Source organism: Micromonospora sp. A202 (assembly GCF_006715105.1).
Classification (GTDB): Bacteria; Actinomycetota; Actinomycetes; order Mycobacteriales; family Micromonosporaceae; genus Micromonospora; species Micromonospora zamorensis.
In genome coordinates this window covers 1,249,042-1,271,618 of record NZ_VFMP01000001.1, presented here as the reverse complement: position 1 = coordinate 1,271,618, position 22,577 = coordinate 1,249,042, and the positions used below count along the sequence as shown (strand labels likewise).

The following is a 22,577-nucleotide window of genomic DNA, read 5'->3' as shown; positions in this document are numbered from 1 at the left end:
CGATGTGCTACGGCAAGGACACCGCGCTGACGCTGCGCCTGAGCGGCTCGGGCGGGTCAGGTGCCGGCGACGCCACCACCCCGCCACCGGCCGGTCCGACCGCCACCGCGACCACGTCCACCCCGGAGGCGGCGCAACTGCCCCGCACCGGTGTCTCCGGCAGCACGTACGGCCTCATCGGAGCGGCCCTGCTGGCCCTCGGGGTCGGGCTGCTGGTGCTGCGGCGACGGCTGTTCCGGGGCTGAGCCGGAACACCTCCTGAACGAGCGCCGGGCCGGCCACCGACATCCATGGGGGATGTCGGCGACCGGCCCGGTCACGCGTGTGTCAGACCTCGACGACGGTGGGCACGATCATCGGGCGACGACGGTACTTGTCGTTGACCCACCGCCCCACCGTGCGCCGGACGATCTGCTGGAGCTGGTGCGGGTCGGTGATGCCGTCCGCCGCGGCCCGGTTGAGCGCCTCGGTGACCAGCGGGACCACCGGGTTGAACGCCTCCGGGTCCTCGGAGAAGCCCTTCGCGGACAGCGTCGGGCCGGCGACCACCTTGCCGGTGACCGAGTCCACGACGACGGTGGTGGCGATGAAGCCCCCGTCGCCGAGGATCCGCCGCTCGGTGAGCAGCGACTCGCTGACGTCACCGACGGCGAGGCCGTCCACGTAGACGTACCGGCTCTTCACGTGCCCGACCAGTGTGGCGCGACCCTCGACCAGGTCGACCACGTCGCCGTCCTCGCAGATCACCACCCGGTCGGCGGCGACCCCGGACTCGATGCCGAGCCGGGCGTGGGCACGCAGGTGGCGCCACTCGCCGTGCACGGGCATCAGGTTGCTGGGCCGAACGACGTTGAGCAGGTAGAGCAGCTCCCCGGCGGGGGCGTGCCCGGAGACGTGCACCTTCGCGACGTCCTTGTGCACGACGACCGCGCCGGCCCGGGCAAGCCGGTTGATCACCCGGTAGACCGAGGTCTCGTTGCCGGGCACCAGCGAGGAGGCCAGCACGACGGTGTCGCCGGGGGCGATGGTGATGTGCCGGTGATCGCCGCTGGCCATCCGGCCCAGCGCGCTCATCGGCTCACCCTGGGATCCGGTGGACATCAGCACGATCTCATCCGGCGGCAGCGTGGTCGCCTCGTCGATGCTGATGACCAGCCCGGCCGGGATGTTGAGCAGGCCGAGGTCCCTGGCGATGCCCATGTTGCGAACCATGGACCGCCCGATCAACGCGACCTTGCGGCCATGCTCCGCGGCGGAGTCGAAGACCTGCTGCACGCGGTGCACGTGCGACGCGAACGACGCCACGATGATGCGGCCCTTGGCCTTCGCGAAGATCGAGTCGAGCACCGGCCCGATCTCCCGCTCCGGGGTGACGAAGCCGGGAATCTCCGCGTTGGTGGAGTCGGACAGGAGCAGGTCGACACCTTCGGCGCCGAGCCGGGCGAAGCCGGCCAGGTCGGTGATCCGACCGTCCAGCGGGAGCTGGTCCATCTTGAAGTCGCCGGTGTGCAGCACCAGGCCCGCAGGGGTGCGGATGGCCACCGCGAGGGCGTCCGGGATCGAGTGGTTGACCGCGAAGAACTCACACTCGAACGGGCCGAGCCGCTCCCGGCCGCCCTCCCGCACGGTCAGCGTGTACGGCTGGATCCGCCGCTCGGCCAACTTGGCCTCGACCAGGGCGAGGGTGAACTGTGAGCCGACCAGCGGGATGTCGGGCTTGTGGGCGAGCAGGTAGGGCACCGCGCCGATGTGGTCCTCGTGACCGTGCGTCAGCACGATCGCCTGGACGTCGGCGAGCCGGTCCAGGATCGGCCCGAAGTCGGGCAGGATCAGGTCCACACCTGGCTGCTCGACGTCGGGGAACAGGACCCCGCAGTCGACGATCAGCAACTTACCGTCGAACTCGAAGACGGTCATGTTCCGACCAATGGCGCCGAGCCCGCCGAGCGGGATGATCCGCAGGCCACCTTCCGGCAGCGGCGGGGGTAGTTCCGCCTCGATGTGCGCCTCGGTCACGCGTCCACCTCAATCTGCGACGCCGTCACTCGGCGTCCATCGTGTCGTTTGATCATTCGGGCAGCTCCATGCCCGCTGCCGCGAAGTCCGCGCGCAGCTGGGCGATCTCGTCGTTGGTGGCGTCCACCAGCGGGGGTCGCACCGGGCCGGCCGGCAGACCCAGCGATGCCAGGCCCGCCTTCACCAGGATCGTGCCCTGCGTGCGGAAGATGCCGGTGAACAGCGGCAGCAGCCGCCGGTGCAGCGCCAGCGCGGTCGGCATGTCCCCCGCGTCGTACGCCTCGATCATCTGTGCGGTCAGCGCCCCGGTGAAGTGCGTCGAGGTGCCGACCAGGCCCACGCTGCCGACGGCCAGCGCCGGCAGGGCGAGGGCGTCCTCGCCGCTGTAGAAGGCGAGGGCGGTCCGGCTGGTCACCCAGCTGGTGGCGGTCAGGTCGCCCTTGGCGTCCTTGACCGCGACGATCCGGCCGTGCTCGGCGAGCCGGACCAGCGTCTCGGTGTCGATCGGCACGCCGGAGCGGTGTGGGATGTCGTACAGCATCACCGGGAGGCCGGTGGCGTCGGCCACCGCGGTGAAGTGCCGCAACAACCCGCTCTGCGGCGGCTTGTTGTAGTACGGGGTCACCACCAGCAGACCGTGCGCACCTGCCTTCTCGGCGGCGGCGGCCAGCTCGATGGTGTGCCGGGTGTCGTTGGTGCCGACCCCGGCGACCACCTTGGCGCGGTCACCGACGGCCTCCACCACGGCCCGGATCAGGTGGTCCTTCTCCGCCTCGGTGGTGGTCGGCGACTCGCCGGTGGTGCCGTTGACCACCAGCGCGTCGTTGCCCTGCTCGTCGACCAGGTGGCTCGCCAGCCGGGCGGCGCCGTCGAGGTCGAGCGAGCCGTCGGGGGTGAACGGGCTCACCATGGCGGTGAGCAGCCGGCCGAAGGGGCGGGACGCCGGTCGTGCCGCGGCGTCGAGGTGGTCGTGCGTCATACCCTCCAACCTAGCGGACGACCAGCCGGGGCCCGCCGGGGAAGGGCTCAGGACGCCTCGTGCGGGCTGGCCGCCACCTCGGTGCCATCCGGCAGCGTGGAGATCACGAAGTCGGCGAACACGTTCGGGGCGACGTCCTGGAGCTGCCGCAGGCACTCCACGGCCAGCTCACGGATCTCCACGTCGGCGTGCTCGGTGGCGCGCATCGCGACGAAGTGCCGCCACGCCCGGTAGTTGCCGGTGACCACGATCCGCGTCTCGGTGGCGTTGGGCAGCACCGCCCGGGCCGCCTGCCGGGCCTGCTTGCGGCGCAGCGTGGGGTTCGGTTCGTCGGAGAAGCGCTTTTCGAGGCCCTCCAGCAACTCGTTGTACGCCCGAACGCTCGCCTCGGCAGCCTCGGTGAACTTCTTGTGCAGCTCCGGGTCGTCGGCGATGACCGCCGGCTCGACCATGGCCGCGTCCCGCTCCGGGACGTAGCGCTGGGACAGCTGGGAGTACGAGAAGTGCCGGTGCCGGATCAACTCGTGGGTGAAGGAGCGCGACACCCCGGTGAAGTAGAAGGTGACCGACCCATGCTCCAGCACCGACAGGTGCCCGACCTCCAGGATGTGCGCCAGGTAACCGGCGTTGGTGGCGGTCGCCGGGTTCGGCTTCTTCCACGACTGGTAGCAGGCCCGGCCGGCGAACTCGGCGAGCGCCTGGCCACCCTCCGCGTCGGTCGACCACGGCACGTCGTCCGGGGCCGCGAACTGGGTCCACGCGATCAACTTGACCTGGGGCTGCACCATCTCCGGCATGCCAGGGACTGTAGTGGCGCGGTGCCTCCCGCCCCAACTCAGGCACGCCTCGTGCAATGTCGATCACTCAGGCCGCGGCGGGCCCGCCGCCGCCCCGGGGCTTCGGCCGGGGTCCGGGTCCGAGGTCCGGGTCTGGGTCCGAGGTCCGGGGTCCGGGGTCCGTCGTCGAGGCCGGGGCGGACAGTTCCATCGGCGTCCTTTGGAGCTGAATCGTTGGTGACATCAGCCCTCGGCGGATGGGCGGATGGGCGGATGGGCCAGCCCAGCCGACGACCAAGGTCGGCCGCCGCTCAGGTGCCCAAGCGACCCGAACTAGCCGCGCGGCCCGAGCGGCCCGAGCGGCCCGAGCGGCCCGAACCCGAGCGACCCGAGCGGCCCGCGCCCGAGCGACCCCGAGCGGCTCAGCAGCCGCTTCCGCTCACAAGATCGCGCAACATCCTGGATGTAGTGGCATCCGTCGCGCCCGACCCCGCTACATCCAGGGGTACATCGGCCGCCGTGCGCCGCAGAGTGGGTGTGCGGCTGCCCACTGGGGTGATCGACTCGGGTTCCTGGAAGTCGGGGTATCCGGGTCGGGTGGATGGCCCGGTTTCCTGGATGCCGAGTCGATCATGGGTGGTGGGCGCTCGGAGGGGCTCTGATGTCGTAAACGAATCAGCTCCAAAGGACGCACGAACAACGCATGCCGGCCGAGCCCGCAGCCGCCCGCCGATCGCATCCGGGCACCGGCCCGTCGGGCGGCGGCAGGTCGGGCGGCAGGGCGCCGGGCGGCAGGGCGCCGGCGCGCTCAGACGTACAGCGAGGTGAACGGCGCCCAGGGCAGGTTGCGCAGCACCGAGAAGGCCAGCCACGCGCCCATGAACCCGACGATGACCTTCGAGCTGAGTCGCAGCTCCGGCAGTCGCCAACCGAACGCCTGGTTTCCCGCCCAGGCCACGAAGAGGTACGCGAGGAACGGCAGCGCGAAGACGAACAGGAAGTGGTGCCGGGCGGCGGCTGGCAGGTCGGCGTGCAGCACGTACCAGAGTGCGCGGGTGCCCCCGCAGCCCGGGCAGTCCAGTCCGGTGGTCAACTTCAGCAGACAGGTGGGCGCGGCGTCCGGGGCGGCGTGGGTCGGATTGCTGAGCAACGCGTAGCCCATGCCGATGGCGACGCAACCGACCGCGGCCAGCGGCACCGCCCAGCGCGGTGAACGCTCGTAGAGCCGCAGCACGAACCGCGTGATCCGGTCCGGCTCCGGCGCCGCGTAACCATCCGGCGGGGGCGTCGGCCAGCCGACCGGACCCGAGCCACCCGCTGCCGGGTCGGCCGGGACCTCGCCGGCCGATGCCAGGCCGGTCGGACCGGAGCTGGTCGACACCGCGCCGACAGGCACCGGGTGAACCGCCCCGGGGGCGGGCTGCGGCTGGTCGACCGGTCCGGGAGCGCTCGTCACGCGCTCACGGTACACCGGACACGCCGGTCAACGCGGCGGTGAGCGGACCGGCCAGGTCGCCGGCCGTGGGCGGCTCCACCGCGTCCAGACCGAGCCAGCCGGCGAGTCGGTGCAGCTCGGCGGCGAGCGCCACAGCGGTCTCCCCCGGGTCGGCGCCGGGCTCGACCCACGCGGCCGGCACCAGCAGCACACTGGTCTTGCGATCGGCCTTCAGGTCGACCCGGGCGGTGAAGCGGTCGCCCTGCAGGAAGGGCAGCACGTAGTAGCCGTAGACCCTCTGTGGCGCCGGGACGTAGATCTCGATCCGGTAGCTGAAGTCGAACAACCTCTCGGTGCGGGCACGTTCCCAGATCAACGGGTCGAAGGGGCTGACCAGGGTGTTGCCGCGAATCCACCGGGGCAGCCGCGCGGACGCGTGCAGCCAGGCCGGCTGTCGCCAGCCCGCCACGGTGACCGGCACCAGTTCACCGGCCTCGGCCAGCTCCGCGACGGCCTGGCGGGCACCGGCCAGCGGCAGTCGGAAGTAGTCGCGCAGCTCCGGCTCGGCGGCCACCCCGAGCGACCGCGCGGCGAGGGCGACCAGCGTGCGGTACGCCTCGGCGTCGGTCGGGGTGGGCGCGGCCAGCACCGCCGCGGGCAGCACCCGCTCGGGCAGGTCGTAGCGGCGGGCGAAGGAGGTGCTGCGCTCCGCGGCGGTCACCTCGCCGGCCCAGAAGAGGAACTCCAACGCCCGTTTGACCGCCGACCAGTTCCACCCCCAGTTGCCGGTCTCCCGAGGTGCGTCGTGCTCGATTTCGGCAGCCGTCAGCGGGCCGCGGGCGGCCACCTCGTCGCGAACCCAGGCGACCAGCTCCGGCTGCTCCTGGGCGATCCGCTGCATGCCGCCCCAGGAATCGCTGTGCGCGCGAGCCATCCGCCAGCGCAGCACCGGGTGCAGCTCGACCGGGACCAGCGACGCCTCATGACCCCAGTATTCGAACAACTCGCGGGGGCGGCGGTAGGCGGCCTGGTCGAGCAACCTGGTCGGGTAGGGCCCGAGCCGGCTGTAGAGCGGCAGGTAGTGCGCGCGTTGCAGCACGTTGACCGAGTCCATCTGGATCAACCCGACCCGGTCCAGCACCCGGCGCAGATGCCGGCGCGTCGGCACGCCGGTTGGCGCAGGGTCGGCGAAGCCCTGGGCGGCGAGCGCCACGCGGCGGGCCTGGGCGAGCGAGAGTGATTCCGGTGCGGTCATCGTCGGCGACGATAATTCATCGGTACGACGCCGGTGCGGGAAGCTGGACGCGACGGCCAACGGGGCATAGAACGGTGCAATGCTGACCATCCGTCGGGAGGAGCCGGACGACGCCGAAGCCGTCGCCCGGGTGCACGTGCACGGCTGGCAGGCGGGCTACGCCGGCTTCATGCCGGACGAGGTGCTGCGGCGGCTGAACGTGGCGGCGTGGGCACAGCGCCGTCGCGACATTGGCACCGCCGACCCCGAGCACCCGTTCACCACCCTGCTCGGCGAGGTGGACGGGTTGGTCGTGGGCTTCACGACGTTCGGGCCGTACCGCCGCGACCAGGACCGCGACGACCTGGACCCGACGGTCGGGGAGGTGCTGGCGATCTACGTGGAGCCAGCGTGCTGGGGTGACGGGACCGCCACCGCGCTCCTGGCCGCCGCCCGGGCGGGGCTGCACGAGCGGGGCTGGACCGACTATCGGCTGTGGGTGCTGGCGGACAACCGGCGGGCCCGACGATTCTGTGAGCGCGCCGGGTTGTCACCGGACGGTGAGCAGTCGACCTACCAGGTGCCGCTTGCCGGTGGGAGCCCGCCGGTCGGGCTGGTCGAGCTGCGGTACGCCGGACGCCTCGACGGCTGAGCCGCCCGGGGTCAGCCAACGGCGGATCGGCAGGAAGGCCAGCAGCGCGAGGCTGATCCACACGTAGGCGTTGCTGCCCAGGAAGCCGTCGACCCCGGTGAAGTCCTTCTCCCAGAACCAGACGGTGCGGCTGATCAGCACCGCGTACCCGATGGTCGCGGCGACCAGCAGGACCCGCCGTCGGCGGCCGGCCGGCGCGGCCATCGCGTTGTCGACCAGCAGGATCAGCGCGGGCAGCAGCCAGACCAGGTGGTGCACCCAGGTGACCGGGCTGACCAGGCACATCACCGCGCCGGTCAACGCCAGGCCGGTCGCCTCGTCGCCGACCGCGACGGCGGCCCGGGACCGCCAGGCCCAGAGCGCCAGGGTGCCGAGCACCAGCAGCAGCCAGAGCAGGGTGCTCGGGTGCTGCGGGTCGAGCCGGGCGACGACCCCGCGCAGCGACTGGTTGGAGACGAAGGCGAGCTCGCCGACCCGGCCGGTGTTCCACAGCGCCTCGGTCCAGAACTCCCGGGACGCGTCGGGGAAGAGCGCACCGGCCAGAAGCGTCACCCCGGCGGCGGTGCCGCTGGCGGTGAGGGCCGCCCGCCATCGCCCGGTCACCAGCAGATAGACGATGAAGACACCCGGGGTCAGTTTGATCGCGGTGGCGAGCCCGATGCCCACCCCGGCCCACCGGTTGCCGGCCGGCAGCAGCCGCAGCAGATCCACGGCCACCAGGAACAGCAGCAGCGTGTTGACCTGACCGAAGTTGACCGTCTCCCGCATCGGTTCGAACGCGGCGGCCAGGCAGAGCGCCACGGCGGGCGCGAACCACCGGGTCCAGCCGGCCCGGCGGGCGATCGGGTCGATCAGCCACCAGAGCAGCACCGCGGTGGTGACCACGCTGGCGAGCACACTCACCACGATCGCGGCCGTCCACGGCAGGTACGCCATCGGCAGCATGACCAGCGCGGCGAACGGCGGGTACGTGAAGCCGTACTGGGTGCCCGGCTTGAGGTAGTCGTAGATCTCCCCGCCGTCGTGCACCCACCAGGTCAACGCGCCGTAGTAGACCTTCAGGTCGAAGAAACCGTGCCGGACCGCCGCGACGGCGAGGAACGCGGTGACCGCCGCGGCGAGCACCACCACCCCGGTGACCTGCGCGGTCGTCCTGTTGGCACCCTGCGCCACCGTCGTCTCCCTCGCCCTGCGTAGGCTTCCGTCCCATGGCTCTCGGGTACGTCCGCCCGGCGCGTCCCGAGGACGCCGGCGAGATCGCACGCATCCAGCTCGCAACCTGGCGGGTCGCGTACCGCCGCATTCTGCCTCGGCACGTGCTCGACAACCTGGACGAGGCGTTCCTCGCCCGGCGGTGGAGCGCCGCGGTGCTGGAGCCGCCCTCGGGCGCGCACCGGGTGCTGGTCGCCGTCGAACAGGCCGAGCAATCGTATCTGGTGGGGTTCGCCGCCTCCGGCCCGGCTGACGCCGAGGCGTTGGCCCCGGGTGAGCCGGCCGACGCGCTCGGCCCCGACGTGGCCGCCGTGACCGACCTGCTGGTCGAGCCGCGGTGGGGCCGGCGTGGGCACGGCAGCCGGCTGCTCGCCGCCGCGGTCGACCTGTGGCGGGAGGACGGCCTGAGCCGGGCGGTGGCCTGGGCGTTCGAGGGTGACGAGGCGACCCGGAAGTTCCTCACCAGCACCGGTTGGGAGCTCGACGGCGCGGCCCGCGCGCTGGACGTCGACGACATGCTGGTGCCTCAGGTGCGCCTGCACGTCGGCGTCCCGGCGGAGAAGGTGCCCGCAGAAGAGTGACGCGACCGGTGTGGCGGCCTCTGCCGGGCCGCTGCACCGTGTCGGTCAGCCCTTGTCCGACCCGCCGTTGGCTTCGGCGACCAGCTCTTCGTCGTCGACCGCTCCGGTGGGGTGGAAGCCCAGGGAGGTGTAGAGGGCGGCGGCCGGGGCGTTGTCCGGGTGGTACGAGAGGCGGACCGGCGGGTTGCCCTCCCTCGCCGCCAGCCAGGGGGCCAGCGTCTGCACGGTGGCCCGGCCGACGCCCCGGCCCTGCTCGGCGGCGTCGAAAAGCATTCCGCCGATCCAGTGCGAGCCGTCGTCGTCCACGCCCCACATGACGTGGCCGACGACCGTCTCGTCGGCGTACACGGCGAGCGAGGTCCACACCTCCGAGCGGCTGCTCAGCAGCAGGTACCGCGCGCCCAGCGCGGCCACGAACCGGCGCTGGTCGTCACGCGGGGCGACGTCGGCCACAGCCCGCCAGTTGTCGTCGTCGACCGGCCGGAGCGTCACCCGTCGCCCGGCCCGGTCCAGGTGTCCACCATTGATCATCCGCCGGATGCTACCCGAGCTGGGGGCTCAGATCTTGGCCGCGTGGCGGAGGAACGGACCGTCAGTCGAGCAGGGCGTCCAGACCGACGGTGAGGCCGGGGCGGTTGCGCACCGCGCGGACGGCCAGCAGCACGCCCGGCATGAACGACGCCCTGTCGTACGAGTCGTGCCGGATGGTCAGCGTCTCGCCCGTGGTGCCGAAGAGCACCTCCTGGTGGGCGACGAGGCCGGTGGCACGAACGGCGTGGACGCGTACCCCGTCGATGTCGGCGCCGCGCGCGCCCGACACCTCGTCCTTGGTGGCGTCCGGCACCGGGCCGAGGCCGGCCTCCGCGCGGGCCCGGGCGATCTGGCGGGCGGTGTGGGTGGCGGTGCCGCTCGGGGCGTCCAGCTTGCGCGGGTGGTGCTGTTCGATGATCTCGACGGACTCGAAGTGCCGGGCGGCCCGCGCGGCGAACTGCATCATCAGCACCGCGCCGATGCCGAAGTTCGGGGCGATGACCACGCCCACCCCGGGCCTGTCGGCCAGCCAGCCACGCACCTGCTCCAGCCGCTGCTCGGTGAAGCCGGTCGTGCCGACGACCGCGCTGATGCCCTGGTCGATGCACCAACGCAGGTTGTCCATGACGACATCGGGCGTGGTGAAGTCGACAACCACCTCGGCGGCGGACACGGCGGAGCGGCTGTCGCCCTGGTCGATCGACGCCGCGAGTTCGAGGTCGTCGGCGGCGTCGACCGCCTTGCAGACCTCGATGCCCATCCGGCCGCGGGCACCAAAAACGCCGACCCGCAGCTGCTGGGCCGGGGTCTTGTCCTGCTCGTCAGTCACGGGGCACAACCTATCCCAATCGGGACGTGCCCTTCCGGCCGGATCCGGTGCGCTCCACCGGCCGGGACGCCCCACCGGGGTGCCGTCGACCGCGCCGCGCGGCAGCCCTCAGACCGCGAAGTCGCCCGCGCCGAAGGGGCCGACCACGGCCAGCGACATCGGCCGGCTGAGCAGCTCGGCAGCGAGGACGTTGACGTCCTCCACAGTGACCTCGTCGACCCGTCGGAGCAGCTCGTCGACCGGCATCAGGTCGCCGTAGAGCAGCTCGCCCTTGGCCAGCCGGCTCATCCGGGAACCGGTGTCCTCCAGGCCGAGCACGAACAAGCCCTTGCTCATGCCCTTGCCCCGGGCCACCTCGGCCTCGGTCAACCCGTCGGCGGCGACCCGGGCCAGCTCGGCGCGGGTCAGGGCCAGCACCTCGTCCACCTTGCCCGGCGCGCAGCCGGCGTAGACGGCGAACAGGCCGGTGTCGGCGTACTGGCTGGCGTAGGAGTAGACCGAGTACGCCAGGCCGCGCTGCTCGCGGATCTCCTGGAACAGGCGACTGGACATGCCGCCGCCGAGCACGTTGTTGAGCACCCCGAGGGCGAAGCGCCGCTCGTCGAGGCGGTCGATGCCGGGGCAGCCGAGGATGACGTGCGCCTGCTCGGTCTCCTTCGGCTCCACCACTGTGGTCGCCGGCTTCGTCCGTACGGTGGGGGTTGCCGCGCGGTACGGCGCCGGGGTGGCCGGGTCGCTGTCCAGGGGGGTGCCACGCACCGCCTGGCGGACCATCTTGACCACTGCGGCGTGGTCGAGGTTGCCGGCGGCGGCGATGACGATCTGCGGTGCCGTGTAGCGGCCCCGGTAGAAACTCTGGATCTGCCGGCGGGTCATCGGCGTGACGGTCTCGGCGGTGCCGGAGATCAGTCGGCCCAGCGGGTGGTCGCCGTAGACGGCCTGGACGAAGAGGTCGTGCACCTCGTCACCGGGCTCGTCGTCGTGCATGGCGATCTCTTCCAGGATCACGCCACGCTCGGTCTCGACGTCGGCCGGCTCCAACAGCGAGTCGGCCACCAGGTCGCACATCACGTCGACCGCGAGCGGCAGGTCCTCGTCCAGCACGCGGGCGTAGTAGCAGGTGTATTCCTTCGTGGTGAAGGCGTTGGTCTCGCCACCCACCGCCTCGATCTGCGAGGAGATCTCCAGGGCGGTGCGCTTGTGCGTGCCCTTGAACAGCAGGTGCTCAAGGAAGTGCGCGGCACCGGCCTGCGGACCGGTCTCGTCGCGCGAGCCGACCGCCACCCAGACGCCGAACGAGACGCTGCGCATCGCCGGAATCGCCTCGGTGAGGACGCGCAGCCCGCTGGGCAGCACGGTACGTCGTACCGTGCCGCCCAGCGGATCGTCGCTGAGCGTCCGGGTCACCGCGCGGGCGGTGCCGCCGGAGCGGCCCGCCCCGGTGTCCCGAGAGGGGGCCACCCCCCGTCGATCCGGTGGAAACGGCGCGCTGAAGGCCCGACTCACGACTTGCTCCCGGTTCGACGAGGGGTGGGTGATGCGTTGTACGACGGTCAGCTGTGCCGGGTCCGGCGGCGCGGACGCTCGCCGCCCTCGCCACCCTCGCCGCCGCCGCCGTTGCCGCCCTCGCCGCCGCCGTTGCCGCGCTCCGGGCCACGCCCGCCCCGGTCGCCACCACGCTCGCGGTCGCCGCGGTCACGCGGAGCCCGGTCGCCGCGGTCACGACCAGCCGGACGGTCGCCACCGGCGGCCTCGCCGGCGGCGGCCGGCGCCTCGGCGCCCTCCGGCCGGACCTTGTCCAGGTAGATCTTGCCGCGCGCGTCGATGTCGGCGATCTCGACCTCGACCCGGTCACCGACGTTGAGGAAGTCCTCAACGCGCTCGACCCGCTTGCCGTCGCCCACCTTGGAGATGTGCAGCAGGCCGTCACGACCCGGCAGCAGCGAGATGAACGCGCCGAACGCGGCGGTCTTGACCACCGTGCCGAGGAACCGCTCGCCCTGCTTCGGCAGCGTCGGGTTGGCGATCCCGTTGATCCGGTCGACGGCCGCCTGGGCCGACGGGCCGTTGGTGGCGCCGACGTAGATCGTGCCGTCGTCCTCGATGGAGATCTCGGCGCCGGTCTCGTCCTGGATCGCGTTGATGGTCTGACCCTTCGGGCCGATCACCATGCCGATCTTGTCGACCGGGATCTTGACGGTGGTGACCCGCGGCGCGTAGTCCGACATCTCGGCCGGAGCCTCGATCGCGGCCTTCATGACACCGAGGATGATCTGCCGGGCCTCGTTCGCCTGCTGCAGCGCGGAAGCCAGCACGTCCGACGGGATGCCGTTGAGCTTGGTGTCGAGCTGGAGCGCGGTGACGAACTCCGGCGTGCCGGCGACCTTGAAGTCCATGTCACCGAACGCGTCCTCGGCACCGAGGATGTCGGTCAGCGTCACGTACTGGGTCTTGCCGTCCACCTCGTCGGAGATGAGCCCCATCGCGATGCCGGCGACCGGGGCCTTCAGCGGAACACCCGCGGAGAGCAGACCCAGCGTCGACGCGCAGACCGAACCCATCGAGGTGGAGCCGTTGGAGCTGAGCGCCTCCGACACCTGCCGGATGGCGTACGGGAACTCCTCGCGCGACGGCAGCACCGGGATCAGCGCACGCTCGGCGAGCGCACCGTGGCCGATCTCGCGACGCTTCGGCGAGCCGACCCGGCCGGTCTCACCGGTCGAGTACGGCGGGAAGTTGTAGTTGTGCATGTAGCGCTTGCGGTTCTCGGGGGACAGCGTGTCCACCATCTGCTCCATCCGGAGCATGTTCAGCGTGGTGACGCCCAGGATCTGGGTCTCGCCCCGCTCGAACAGCGCCGAACCGTGCACCCGGGGCAGCACGCCGACCTCGGCGGTCAGCGCCCGGATGTCACGCGGGCCGCGGCCGTCCATGCGGACCTGCTCGCGCAGCACGCGGTTGCGCACCTCGGACTTGGTCAGCGAGCGGAAGGCGGCGCTGAGCTCCTTCTCCCGACCCTCGAACCGAGCACCCAACTCCTCGGCGACCCGGGCCTTGACCCGGTCCAGGGCTTCCTCGCGGTCGGCCTTGCCGGCGATGGTGATCGCCTCGGCCACCTCGCCACGGGCCAGGTCGGCCACGGCGGCGAACACGTCGTCCTGGTAGTCCAGGAAGACCGGGAACTCGGTGACCGGCTTGGCGGCGACCTCGGCCAGCTCGCTCTGCGCGCGGCACAGCTCACGGATCGCCGGCTTGGCGGCCTCCAGGCCGCTGGCGACGACCTCCTCGGTCGGGGCGGTTGCACCGGCCGAGATCAGGGCGACGGCGTTCGGGGTGGCCTCGGCCTCGACCATCATGATCGCGACGTCGCCGTCTTCGAGCGTGCGGCCGGCCACGACCATGTCGAAGGTGGCGCGGGCCAGCTCCTCCAGGGTCGGGAAGGCAACCCACTGGCCGTCGATGTGGGCGACGCGGGTCGCACCGATCGGGCCGGAGAACGGCAGGCCGGAGAGCTTGGTCGACATCGAGGCGGCGTTGATCGCCACGACGTCGTACGGGTGCTGCGGGTCCAGCGCGAGGATGGTCTCGACGACCTGGACCTCGTTGCGCAGGCCCTTCACGAAGGACGGGCGCAGCGGCCGGTCGATCAGGCGGCAGGTGAGGATCGCGTCCTCGCTCGGCCGGCCCTCACGGCGGAAGAACGAGCCGGGGATGCGGCCCGCGGCGTACATCCGCTCCTCGACGTCGACGGTCAGCGGGAAGAAGTCGAACTGCTCCTTCGGGTGCTTACCGGCGGTGGTGGCGGAGAGAACGACCGTCTCGCCCAGCTGGGCGATGACGGAACCGGCGGCCTGGCGAGCCAGCCGACCGGTGGAGAAGGTGATCTCACGGGTGCCGAAGGACCCGTTGTCGATCACGGCGGTGCGGGATTCGGTGCCGAGTTTGGTCTCGGTCATGTGCTGTCGTGCTCCTTCGCGTCGTGGGCCCACGACATCGGGGAGCTGCTCAGCCGGCCGGTCTTCGATCGAAGCGCCCGGGTGGCCGGCATGATGCCGGGGTTCCCGGGGGCCACTACCGGAGACCGGTACGCTGACCGGCTCCCTCTCGGGTGGTCGCGCGGCCCGTGTTTCTTCAGATGGGACGCGGTACGGGGGAGCGGCCGGTCGGCCACTCCCCCGTCACGTCACCGGCGCAGGCCGAGCCGCTCGATGAGCGACCGGTAGCGCGCAATGTCCTTCTTCTGGACGTAGTTGAGCAGCCGACGGCGACGGCCGACCAGCAGCAGCAGCCCACGGCGGCTGTGGTGGTCGTGCTTGTGCACCTTCAGGTGCTCGGTCAGCTCGGCGATCCGCTTGGTGAGGACCGCGACCTGAACCTCCGGCGAACCGGTGTCGCCCTCGGCGGTCGCGTACTCCGCACGGATGCTGGCCTTGGCTTCCTGGTCGAGCGCCATGTTCTCCCTGTTTCGGTGGGTTGATCAAGTGGGTGTCCGTCGTCCCGATGGACCGGGAACGGACCGGTACCTCGCACCCGCGGCGTCGAGCAGGCACGCGAGGCCCCACGCCGGTCACCCGACGTCTCGGCAAGACTACCAGCACTCACCGGTAACACCCGGCCAAGGGCCTCGGCAGGGCCCCGCCGGTCGGAGATGATCAGGCCAGAGCACGCCGGGTGCGCTCGACGTCCTGGTTCATCTGGGTGATCAACGGCTCGATCGAGTCGTAGCGGATCTGGCCGCGCAGGCGCGCCACGAAGTCCAGGGCCAGCCGTTCGCCGTACAGGTCGCCGGAGAAGTCCAGCGCGTACGCCTCCACCCGCCGCTCCCGGCCGGAGAAGGTCGGGTTGGTGCCCACGGACACCGCCGCCATCAGCGGTTCATGCTGCCCACGGCGGATCAGCCGGGCCGCGTACACCCCGTCGGCGGGCACCGCCGCGTACCGGTGGCAGAGCAGGTTGGCGGTGGGAAAGCCCAGCTCCCGGCCCCGCTGGTCGCCACGGACCACCACGCCCTCCAGGCGGTGTGGGCGGCCCAGCGCGGCGGCCGCCGCGCCCACGTCGCCCGCGTCGACGCAGGAGCGGATGTACGTGGAGGAGAAGACGGTGCCGTCCTCGGCGACCAGCGGGCCGCCCTCGACGGCGAAGCCGAAGGTCTGCCCCAGCCGCTCCAACAGGGCCACGTCGCCGGCCGCCCGGTGCCCGAAGCGGAAGTTGCTGCCGACCACCACCAGTGCCGCGTGCAGGTTCTCGACCAGGACGTCGTGCACGAACTGCTCGGCCGGCAGCCGGGAGAACTCCTGGGTGAACGGCACCACGCAGAGCACGTCGACGCCGAGTGCCTCGATCAGCTCAGCCTTGCGGGCCGGCTCGGTGAGCACCGCCGGATGCGAGCCGGGGCGGACCACCTCGGCCGGGTGCGGGTCGAAGGTGACCACCACCGACTGCACGCCCAGCTCCCGGGCCCGGGCAACGGCGTGCCCGATGGTCGCCTGGTGCCCCCTGTGCACGCCGTCGAAGACGCCGATGGTGACGACCGAGCGTCCCCACCCACCGGGCGCCGCGTCGTACCCCCGCCACCGCTGCATGCCGTTCCTCCCTGTGTCCCGCCGGCCGGCGGGTCGACACCGCCGGCCCCGGGCCGGCGGACCTGCTCCCCGCCGTCAGGCCGGGGCGAGCACGATCTCCGCGCGGGCCCGCCCGTCCCGCTCGCTGACGATAGCGATCAGGCCGCCGGCCGGTCCGAAGACGGCGTACGGCCCGGTGAGGCCGGCCGGGTCCAGCGGCCCGCCGTGGGCGAGCACCCGGGCCTCCTCGGGTGTCGCCTCGCGGCGCTGGAAGAAGCGGTCGGCCGCCGCGTCCAGCGGCAGGTTCACCACGTCCGGGGCGCGCTGCTCCAACTCGTCGAGGGTCGCCGCCTCGGCGAGGGTGAAGCCGCCCACAGCGGTCCGGCGCAGCGCTGTCAGGTGGCCGCCGACGTCGAGGGCCAGGCCCGCGTCCCGGGCGATGGCCCGGATGTACGTGCCGGAGGAGCAGGTCACGTCGACGTCGACGTCCACCACGTCCGGCTCGGTACGGCGGATCGCCAGCACCTCCAGCCGGGAGATGGTGACCCGGCGCGCGGGCAGCTCGACGCTCTCCCCGTCGCGGACCCGCTTGTACGCCCGCTGCCCGTCGATCTTGATGGCGCTGACCGCGCTCGGCACCTGGTCGACCTCGCCGCTGAGCGCGGTCAGCGCCGACCGGATCGCGTCGTCGGTGAGGTGACCGGCGGGCGCGGTGGCGATCACGTCGCCCTCGGCGTCGTCGGTGACGGTGGCCTGGCCCAGCCGGATGGTGCCGTTGTAGCTCTTGCCCGCGCCGATCACGTAGGTCAGCAGGCGGGTGGCTCGGCCCACACCGATCACCAGCACGCCGGTGGCCATCGGGTCGAGGGTGCCGCCGTGCCCGACCCGCCGGGTCTTCGCCAGCCGGCGGATCCGCGCCACCACGTCGTGCGACGTCATGCCGCCGGGCTTGTCGACCACAATCAGACCATCGGTGCTCACGTCGGCCAAGCCTGCCAGATGCCCGGCACGCGGCGGTGTGTGGGCGGGCCGACCCGGTCAGCGGACCGCGCCGGTGACCGCCCAACCGCCGTTGCGCAGGCGCAGCAGCAGGGCGACCAGCCGGATCACCACGAACAGGGTGAGCCCGGCCCAGATACCGCCCAGCCCGAGGTCGAGGGCATACGCCAACCAGATGGCCGGCAGGAAACCGCCGAGCGCCGCCACGATGGTGAGGTTGCGCAGGTACCGCACGTCCCCCGCGCCGATCAGCACGCCGTCCAGGGCGAACACCACCCCGGCCAGCGGCAGCATGACGACGAACCACGGCCAGGCGGCCATGGCCTGCTCGCGTACGCCAGCGTCGGAGCTGAACCACGACGGCACGACGCCGGCGCCGGCGGCGATGAGCAGCGCGAAGCCGACGCCGCAGACGCCGCCGAGCAACCCGATCCGGCGGGCGAGCGCCCGGGCGCCGGCGTCGTCGCCAGCACCGAGCGCGGCGCCCACCAGCGACTGGGCGGCGATGGCCAGCGCGTCGAGCACCAGCGCGGTGAAGAACCAGAGTTGCAGGGCGATCTGGTGGGCGCCGACGGCCGCGGCGCCGAAGCGGGCGGCGACGGCGGTCGCGGAGAGGAAGCTGGCCTGGAACGCCACCCCTCGGATCAGCAGATCGCGGCTGAGCACCAGTTGCTGGCGGATCACGTGGGGCCGGGGCCGCAGCGACACCCGCTCGGCGACCAGCGCCGCGGCGAACAGCGCCCCGCAGAGCGTCTGCGCGACGACGTTGGCCACCGCCGAGCCGATCAGGCCCAGCCCACCGGGATAGACCAGCAGCGGGCAGAGCAGCGCGGAGAGCAGGTTGGGGCCGAGCACGAAGAACAACGGGCGTCGGGTGTCCTGCACACCGCGCAGCCAGCCGTTGCCGGCGGCGGCGAGCAGCAGGCCAGGGGCGCCGAGGGCCGCGATCCGCAGCCAGTGCGCGGCGGCGTCGGCCACCTCGCCACCACCGCCGACGAGGGTACGCGCGAGCGCGCCGCCGCCGAACTGCATGCCGATCGCGATCAGCAGACCGACACCGAACGCCAGCCAGGACGACTGGACGCCCTCAGCCACCGCGGCGGCCCGGTCACCGGCGCCGAAGCGGCGAGCCGCGCGCCCGGTGGTGCCGTACGCGACCACGGTGCCGACCCATGCGGTGAGGGTCATCACGGTGCCGCCGACGGCGAGCGCGGCGAGCGGCACCCGGCCGAGATGACCGACCACGGCCGTGTCGACCAGCACGTAGAGCGGCTCGGCGGCGAGCACCACGAGGGCCGGCAGGGCGAGGCTGGCGATGCGGCGCGGCGAGGCGGACCCGCTGGTGGCCGTCGCGGTGTCGGTGCGGGCTGGCTGGCTCATCGCCGCCGATCCTGGCACGGCCCCAGTAAGGAGTGCAAGGCACCTAGCGACTTACGCGGGACTTTCCCCGTTCGACGCTAGTCGGCGAGGCGAGCGTGGCCACGAGTGAGCGCCGGGCGTCCCACTTTGCAGGGCTTACTACCCTGACCACGTTCCACGATCTTGACAACGCACTGACAGCGATAAGGGCTTACGATGAGTGACCAATACCCTCCGTACGGGCAGCAGCCTGACCCGAACGTCACGCCGTGGAGCGGGCCCCCCGCGCCGCAGCAGGGCGGGCAACCGCCGTACGGGCAGCAGCCCCCGGTGCCGCAATACGGGCAGCAGCCCCCGGTGCCGCAGTACGGGCAGCAGCCCCCGATGCCGCAGTACGGGCAGCAGCCCCCGATGCCGCAGTACGGCGCCCCCGTTCCGCCGGCCAAGAAGTCGAACAAGGGTCTGATCATCGGACTCGTCGTCGGTGCGGTCGTCCTGATCCTCGCCCTCTGCGGCGGCGGTATCGGACTCCTGGTCGCCTACGGCGACGACGACGAGCCCACGACGGCCACGTCCGCCGAACCCACCTCCGGCACCACGCCGGGGACGACGGCCTCACCCGCACCCGGGCAGTCGGATGCCCCGAGCGACAACAACTCGATGACGGCCCGCTTCTCCAGCGACCTGTCGAACGTCTGCCAGGGCAGCCGGATCCTGAACTCGGCACCCTACAACGGCCCGGCTGGCGCCAAGGCGTACACGTTCTCGAACAGCCCGGACCGGCCGACGTCCTGGTCGTCGAAGTACGTCTCATCGACCAAGCCCTACTCCGCCAAGACCACCGAGTACGAGGCGGTGTCAGTGGTCGGCTGCCTGAAGTTCGTGGAGGGCAGCGAGGGTGAGCCGACGAAGTGCCTGTACAAGGACAAGACCGGCAAGCAGGTCACTGTCGACTATGTCTCGTCGCGCTACGTCCTGACCTTCTACGCCGCCAAGACCGGCGAGAAGGTCGGCGACGGCGGCACTGTGGCAGCCCCGGCGAACAGGTGCCCGAGCGTCATCTCGTACAACAACGTCACCATGAAGGCGTACGCGTCGCCGGACGCCGGCACCATCGAGAGCGCCCTGGACAAGTTCCTGTCCTGAGCGGCCCCCACGGGCGGCCGGGGCAGGACGGTTACACCCGGCCGCCCCGGCCGCCCGACGGTGGTTCCAGAGCTTCCGGTCGAATGGTCGAGCGCACAGGCGCGGCTCGGCGAGGATTGCGAGCGGCAACGAGGTAGGGCGTCAAACCGCACGGGTGGCCGCGCTGCCGCGAGACGCCTCGGCGGCGTCCCACCGGCAGGAACGGTCTACTGACGCGTGTCCATCGACGTCTGCAGCGCGCGGCGGGCCTGCTCGCGGGCGTCGTCGGTGGTCTCGGGCTTGGGCTTGTTCGGCATGGTGGTGGTCCTTCCAGGGAGCGAGCCACCGACACGCGGCGGCCCTCACGGGCGGTCGTGCTGAGCGCCCCACGGCGGTCCGGGATTACCGGAGCAGCCGACTGGGCAGCGTGAGCCCGGGTCGGTGCGACCCTGGAGGGAGGCGGCACGAGGTGTGGCACCACCACCCATGAGCTGCGCCGCCATGCGGCGCCGGCCCTCTCCCAAGTTATCGTTCAGGTCCACATGCTGCTCTCGGTTCCCGCCATCTGGACAGTCGACAACCCGGCTCAGCGGGCCAGGAAGTGCCAGCCCAGCCACCACCAGAACCCGAACAGACCGATCCGGCCCACCGGCACCGGACCGACCTCGTAGCGCATAACGTACGCACACATCTCGCCCAGGGTGGGGATCCGGGAGCCGTCCCGCCGGGCCATCCACTCGACCACAGCGAAGAGGGCCAGCGCGGTCAGGAAGCCGCCGATCGCGAGCGCCCGCATCATCGCCGCACCAGCCCCCAGAAGGCCGCCAGCCAGGCGAACCAGACCGCCGAGCGGGTCAGGTGATCTTCCAGGAGGGGGTCGGCCAGCCGGGAGAAGGTGGGGAAGTCATCGCCGACCGCCATCACGAAGGTCGCCCCCTCGAAGACGCCGAAGACCACCACCGGCACCGCCCACCAGGCTGCCCCCGCACCCAGACGACGCGGCGCCGGTCGGCGGGGCACCCGATTGCTCAGACCGAGCCAGATCAGCACTCCGCCGGTGCCGAGCGTGAAAAGATTCGCCTCGGTGGAGAAGGACGCGAAGCGGCCACCGACGAGCGAAAGGCAGACCAGGACGGGAACGGAGACGGCGGGCCGGTCCCATGCGCGGGGGGCCTCCACGGTGAGGTCGTGCGGCTGCTCCATCCCGCAATTCTTCCCGGTCTCACGGAGCGCGGGAAGACCAACACTCCCCGGAGCTGACCCTGATCTTCGGGACCGACGGACGGCGACGAACGCCGTTTCAGCGTGCGGGGCGGGCCAGCGCCGCGTCCAGCTGGCCGCGGATCGACTCCACCACCTGCTCGACGGTGCCCCGACCGGTGAACCCGGCCGCGAACGTGTGACCACCACCGCCCAGCGCGACAGCGACCCGGCTGACGTCCACCGCGCCCTTGCTGCGCATCGACACCGCCCACTCGCCCGACATGGTCTGCTTCAACACACAGCCCACATCCGCCTCGGCCGTGCAGCGCACCGAGTCGATCAACGCCTCCAGCACGTACGGACGCTGGTCGTGCCTGGCCAGGTCGTCGAGGGTGGCGAAGGTCCAGACCAGCCCCCTGCCACCGGCAGCGCTCGGCTCCAGCTGCGCACGGCCGAGCACCTCACCGAAGAGCCGGACCGCGCCGAAGGGCCGGGTGTCGAAGACCCGCCGGGAGATGTCACCGGGCGAGATGCCGGTCGCCAGCAACCGGGCGGCCATCTCGTGCACCGCCGGGGTGGTCGCCGCGAACCGGAACGAACCAGTATCCGTGGTCAGGGCCACGTAGAGGCACTCGGCGATGGCCCGATCCACCACGACCCCGAGTCTGGCCAGCAACTGCTCGGCCACCACCGACGTCGCCGCGGCGCCCGGGTCGACCAGGTTGACGGTGCCGAACCCCGGATTGGAGGCGTGGTGGTCCAGCACCAGCGCCGCACCCGCCGACGACAGCCGCCCGGCCAACTCGCCGAGGCGCGACTCGCTCGCCGCGTCGAAGCAGATCACCAGATCAGGTGCGACGTCCGCGGCGTCCGCCGGGACCAGCAACTCGAGGCCGGGCAGCCCGTGGAACGGCTCCGGCACCTCCGGCGGCCCCGGGAAGGTCGCCTGCACCTCGCGTACGCCGAGCTGCCGCAGACCCAGACCGAAGCCGAGCATGCTGCCCAGCGCGTCGCCGTCCGGATTGACGTGACAGATCAGTAGCACCCGGCCGTTCGGCGGGACAGCCCGCAGCAGCGCCTCGGCCGCGGCCCAGTCCAACTCGGCGGGAGCGACCCCGGCTGCCCTGGCGAGCGGGACGCTGGCGGTGCTCGTCACCGCGTTTCCCCACCCCGCGGGGTCTCCTTGACGTCGGTGGCCTCCTCGGCCTCGTCCGTATCGTCGTCCTCGTCCGTCTCGTCGTCGACCCGGTACGGCTGGGCCTCGCCCGCGTACTTCGCCTGGGCGGCGAGCCGCTGCACCTCGGCGTCGGCGTTGCGGGCGGCGGCGAGCAGGTCGTCGATGTGCTTGACCTGGTCCTGAACGTCGTCGAGGACGAACGTGAGGGTCGGCGAGTGCCGCAGCCCGAGCGCCTTGCCGACAGTGCTGCGCAGCAGCCCCTTGGCGCTCTCCAGAGCCGCCGCGGTGTCCGCCTGGGCCACCGAGTCACCGAGCACCGTGTAGAAGACCGTCGCGTCGCGCAGGTCAGCGGTAATCCGGGCATCGGTGATGGTGATCATCCCGAGCCGCGGGTCCTTGATCTGGCTCCGCACCACCGACGCGACCAGCTCACGCACCCGTTCCGCGTGCCGGCGTACCTTGGCCGGATCAGACATCTCGCCACCTCCACGGCGTCCTGCTCCCGGCCGACCCGGCGACCCGGGGGCCGCCGGCCGACCGGCCAACATCTCGAACACTACCTTCGCGGCCGCACCGGTCGCCCGGCACCGCCGGCACCGTGGTCAGTCGTCGTCCACGCCGTACAACCGGCGTCGAACCGACAACAGCTCGACCTCGGGACGGCCGGCCACCAGGCGCTCACAGGAGTCGAGCACCTCGCGGACGTGCGTCGTCTCGGCGGCCACCACGGCCACCGCAATCTGCGCTCGACCATGCAGGTCGAGCGCACCCACCTCGGCGGCCGACACCTCGAAGCGGCGCAGCGCCGCCACGATCGGCCGTACATATGATCTCTTGGCTTTGAGCGACCGGGAGTCACCCGGCAGCAGCAGGTCGAAGACCGCGGTTCCGGTAAACATCGCTCCGGA

At 71.9% G+C, this 22,577-nt stretch carries 23 protein-coding genes; 4 read left to right on the top strand and 19 right to left on the bottom strand.

Translation table 11 applies throughout. The features are described 5' to 3' along the window. The first annotated feature begins 2 nt into the window (after window positions 1–2). On the top strand, window positions 3–245 hold the full coding sequence (locus tag FBZ33_RS05960) for an LPXTG cell wall anchor domain-containing protein (RefSeq protein ID WP_141908283.1): 243 nt from the start codon (window positions 3–5) through the stop codon (window positions 243–245). Window positions 246–327: 82 nt separating this feature from the next. On the opposite strand, the gene FBZ33_RS05955 is transcribed toward FBZ33_RS05960, so the two are convergent. The 5 genes from FBZ33_RS05955 to FBZ33_RS05930 form a co-directional block, all read right to left on the bottom strand. Beyond that, complete coding sequence (locus tag FBZ33_RS05955) at window positions 328–2,016, bottom strand: ribonuclease J (protein ID WP_088946724.1); 1,689 nt, start codon at window positions 2,014–2,016, stop codon at window positions 328–330. 52 nt (window positions 2,017–2,068) lie between these two features. After that, window positions 2,069–2,995, bottom strand: coding sequence for a 4-hydroxy-tetrahydrodipicolinate synthase (dapA, locus tag FBZ33_RS05950; RefSeq protein ID WP_141908282.1), 927 nt, complete (start codon window positions 2,993–2,995; stop codon window positions 2,069–2,071). 47 nt (window positions 2,996–3,042) lie between these two features. Then, complete coding sequence (gene thyX, locus FBZ33_RS05945) at window positions 3,043–3,783, bottom strand: FAD-dependent thymidylate synthase (protein ID WP_088951523.1); 741 nt, start codon at window positions 3,781–3,783, stop codon at window positions 3,043–3,045. Between the two features lie 796 nt (window positions 3,784–4,579). Continuing rightward, on the bottom strand, window positions 4,580–5,167 hold the full coding sequence (locus tag FBZ33_RS05935; protein WP_141912431.1) for a DUF2752 domain-containing protein: 588 nt from the start codon (window positions 5,165–5,167) through the stop codon (window positions 4,580–4,582). A 64-nt stretch (window positions 5,168–5,231) separates the two neighbouring features. Then, a complete protein-coding gene (locus tag FBZ33_RS05930; protein ID WP_141908280.1) occupies window positions 5,232–6,461 on the bottom strand; it encodes a winged helix-turn-helix domain-containing protein in 1,230 nt (409 codons plus the stop codon). Between the two features lie 79 nt (window positions 6,462–6,540). On the opposite strand from FBZ33_RS05930, the gene FBZ33_RS05925 reads away from it, so the two are divergent. Continuing rightward, window positions 6,541–7,092, top strand: a complete 552-nt coding sequence (locus tag FBZ33_RS05925; RefSeq protein WP_141908279.1) for a GNAT family N-acetyltransferase — start codon at window positions 6,541–6,543, stop codon at window positions 7,090–7,092. On the opposite strand, the gene FBZ33_RS05920 is transcribed toward FBZ33_RS05925, so the two are convergent. Beyond that, the gene (locus tag FBZ33_RS05920) at window positions 6,991–8,265 is read right to left on the bottom strand and encodes a glycosyltransferase family 87 protein (RefSeq protein ID WP_141908278.1); all 1,275 of its coding nucleotides are present in this window, start codon (window positions 8,263–8,265) and stop codon (window positions 6,991–6,993) included. The genes FBZ33_RS05925 and FBZ33_RS05920 overlap by 102 nt on opposite strands. A 35-nt stretch (window positions 8,266–8,300) precedes the next feature. Between FBZ33_RS05920 and FBZ33_RS05915 the strand changes: the two genes are divergently transcribed. After that, complete coding sequence (locus FBZ33_RS05915; RefSeq protein WP_141908277.1) at window positions 8,301–8,885, top strand: GNAT family N-acetyltransferase; 585 nt, start codon at window positions 8,301–8,303, stop codon at window positions 8,883–8,885. Between the two features lie 45 nt (window positions 8,886–8,930). Here FBZ33_RS05915 and FBZ33_RS05910 read toward each other — a convergent pair whose 3' ends face one another. The 8 genes from FBZ33_RS05910 to FBZ33_RS05875 form a co-directional block, all read right to left on the bottom strand. Next, complete coding sequence (locus FBZ33_RS05910; RefSeq protein WP_141908276.1) at window positions 8,931–9,416, bottom strand: GNAT family N-acetyltransferase; 486 nt, start codon at window positions 9,414–9,416, stop codon at window positions 8,931–8,933. Between the two features lie 61 nt (window positions 9,417–9,477). Beyond that, on the bottom strand, window positions 9,478–10,245 hold the full coding sequence (gene dapB / locus FBZ33_RS05905; protein ID WP_141908275.1) for a 4-hydroxy-tetrahydrodipicolinate reductase: 768 nt from the start codon (window positions 10,243–10,245) through the stop codon (window positions 9,478–9,480). Between the two features lie 108 nt (window positions 10,246–10,353). After that, a complete protein-coding gene (locus tag FBZ33_RS05900) occupies window positions 10,354–11,751 on the bottom strand; it encodes a pitrilysin family protein (protein WP_141908274.1) in 1,398 nt (465 codons plus the stop codon). 47 nt (window positions 11,752–11,798) lie between these two features. Then, a complete protein-coding gene (locus FBZ33_RS05895) occupies window positions 11,799–14,201 on the bottom strand; it encodes a polyribonucleotide nucleotidyltransferase (RefSeq protein ID WP_141908273.1) in 2,403 nt (800 codons plus the stop codon). A 227-nt stretch (window positions 14,202–14,428) separates the two neighbouring features. After that, a complete protein-coding gene (rpsO, locus tag FBZ33_RS05890; protein ID WP_030337594.1) occupies window positions 14,429–14,698 on the bottom strand; it encodes a 30S ribosomal protein S15 in 270 nt (89 codons plus the stop codon). A 199-nt stretch (window positions 14,699–14,897) separates the two neighbouring features. Further along, window positions 14,898–15,827 (bottom strand): bifunctional riboflavin kinase/FAD synthetase, encoded by a 930-nt coding sequence (locus tag FBZ33_RS05885; RefSeq protein ID WP_088946714.1) that lies wholly within the window; start codon window positions 15,825–15,827, stop codon window positions 14,898–14,900. A 75-nt stretch (window positions 15,828–15,902) separates the two neighbouring features. Continuing rightward, window positions 15,903–16,787, bottom strand: a complete 885-nt coding sequence (truB, locus tag FBZ33_RS05880; RefSeq protein ID WP_141908272.1) for a tRNA pseudouridine(55) synthase TruB — start codon at window positions 16,785–16,787, stop codon at window positions 15,903–15,905. Between the two features lie 57 nt (window positions 16,788–16,844). Beyond that, window positions 16,845–18,185 (bottom strand): MATE family efflux transporter, encoded by a 1,341-nt coding sequence (locus FBZ33_RS05875; RefSeq protein WP_141908271.1) that lies wholly within the window; start codon window positions 18,183–18,185, stop codon window positions 16,845–16,847. Window positions 18,186–18,380: 195 nt separating this feature from the next. On the opposite strand from FBZ33_RS05875, the gene FBZ33_RS05870 reads away from it, so the two are divergent. Continuing rightward, entirely contained in the window at window positions 18,381–19,310 is a 930-nt protein-coding gene (locus FBZ33_RS05870; RefSeq protein WP_141908270.1) for a hypothetical protein, read from the top strand. A 565-nt stretch (window positions 19,311–19,875) separates the two neighbouring features. Here FBZ33_RS05870 and FBZ33_RS05865 read toward each other — a convergent pair. From FBZ33_RS05865 to FBZ33_RS05845, 5 genes are all read right to left on the bottom strand, one after another. Continuing rightward, a complete protein-coding gene (locus FBZ33_RS05865; protein ID WP_185755470.1) occupies window positions 19,876–20,085 on the bottom strand; it encodes a DUF6186 family protein in 210 nt (69 codons plus the stop codon). Continuing rightward, complete coding sequence (locus FBZ33_RS05860; protein WP_088946709.1) at window positions 20,085–20,492, bottom strand: hypothetical protein; 408 nt, start codon at window positions 20,490–20,492, stop codon at window positions 20,085–20,087. The genes FBZ33_RS05865 and FBZ33_RS05860 overlap by 1 nt, the downstream gene beginning before the upstream one ends. A gap of 97 nt (window positions 20,493–20,589) precedes the next feature. Further along, entirely contained in the window at window positions 20,590–21,648 is a 1,059-nt protein-coding gene (locus FBZ33_RS05855; protein WP_141908268.1) for a bifunctional oligoribonuclease/PAP phosphatase NrnA, read from the bottom strand. After that, the gene (rbfA, locus tag FBZ33_RS05850; protein ID WP_141908267.1) at window positions 21,645–22,145 is read right to left on the bottom strand and encodes a 30S ribosome-binding factor RbfA; all 501 of its coding nucleotides are present in this window, start codon (window positions 22,143–22,145) and stop codon (window positions 21,645–21,647) included. Before rbfA ends, FBZ33_RS05855 begins: the two co-directional genes overlap by 4 nt. Before the next feature lie 126 nt (window positions 22,146–22,271). Then, window positions 22,272–22,568, bottom strand: coding sequence for a DUF503 domain-containing protein (locus FBZ33_RS05845; protein WP_141908266.1), 297 nt, complete (start codon window positions 22,566–22,568; stop codon window positions 22,272–22,274). Between the last annotated feature and the right edge of the window lie 9 nt (window positions 22,569–22,577).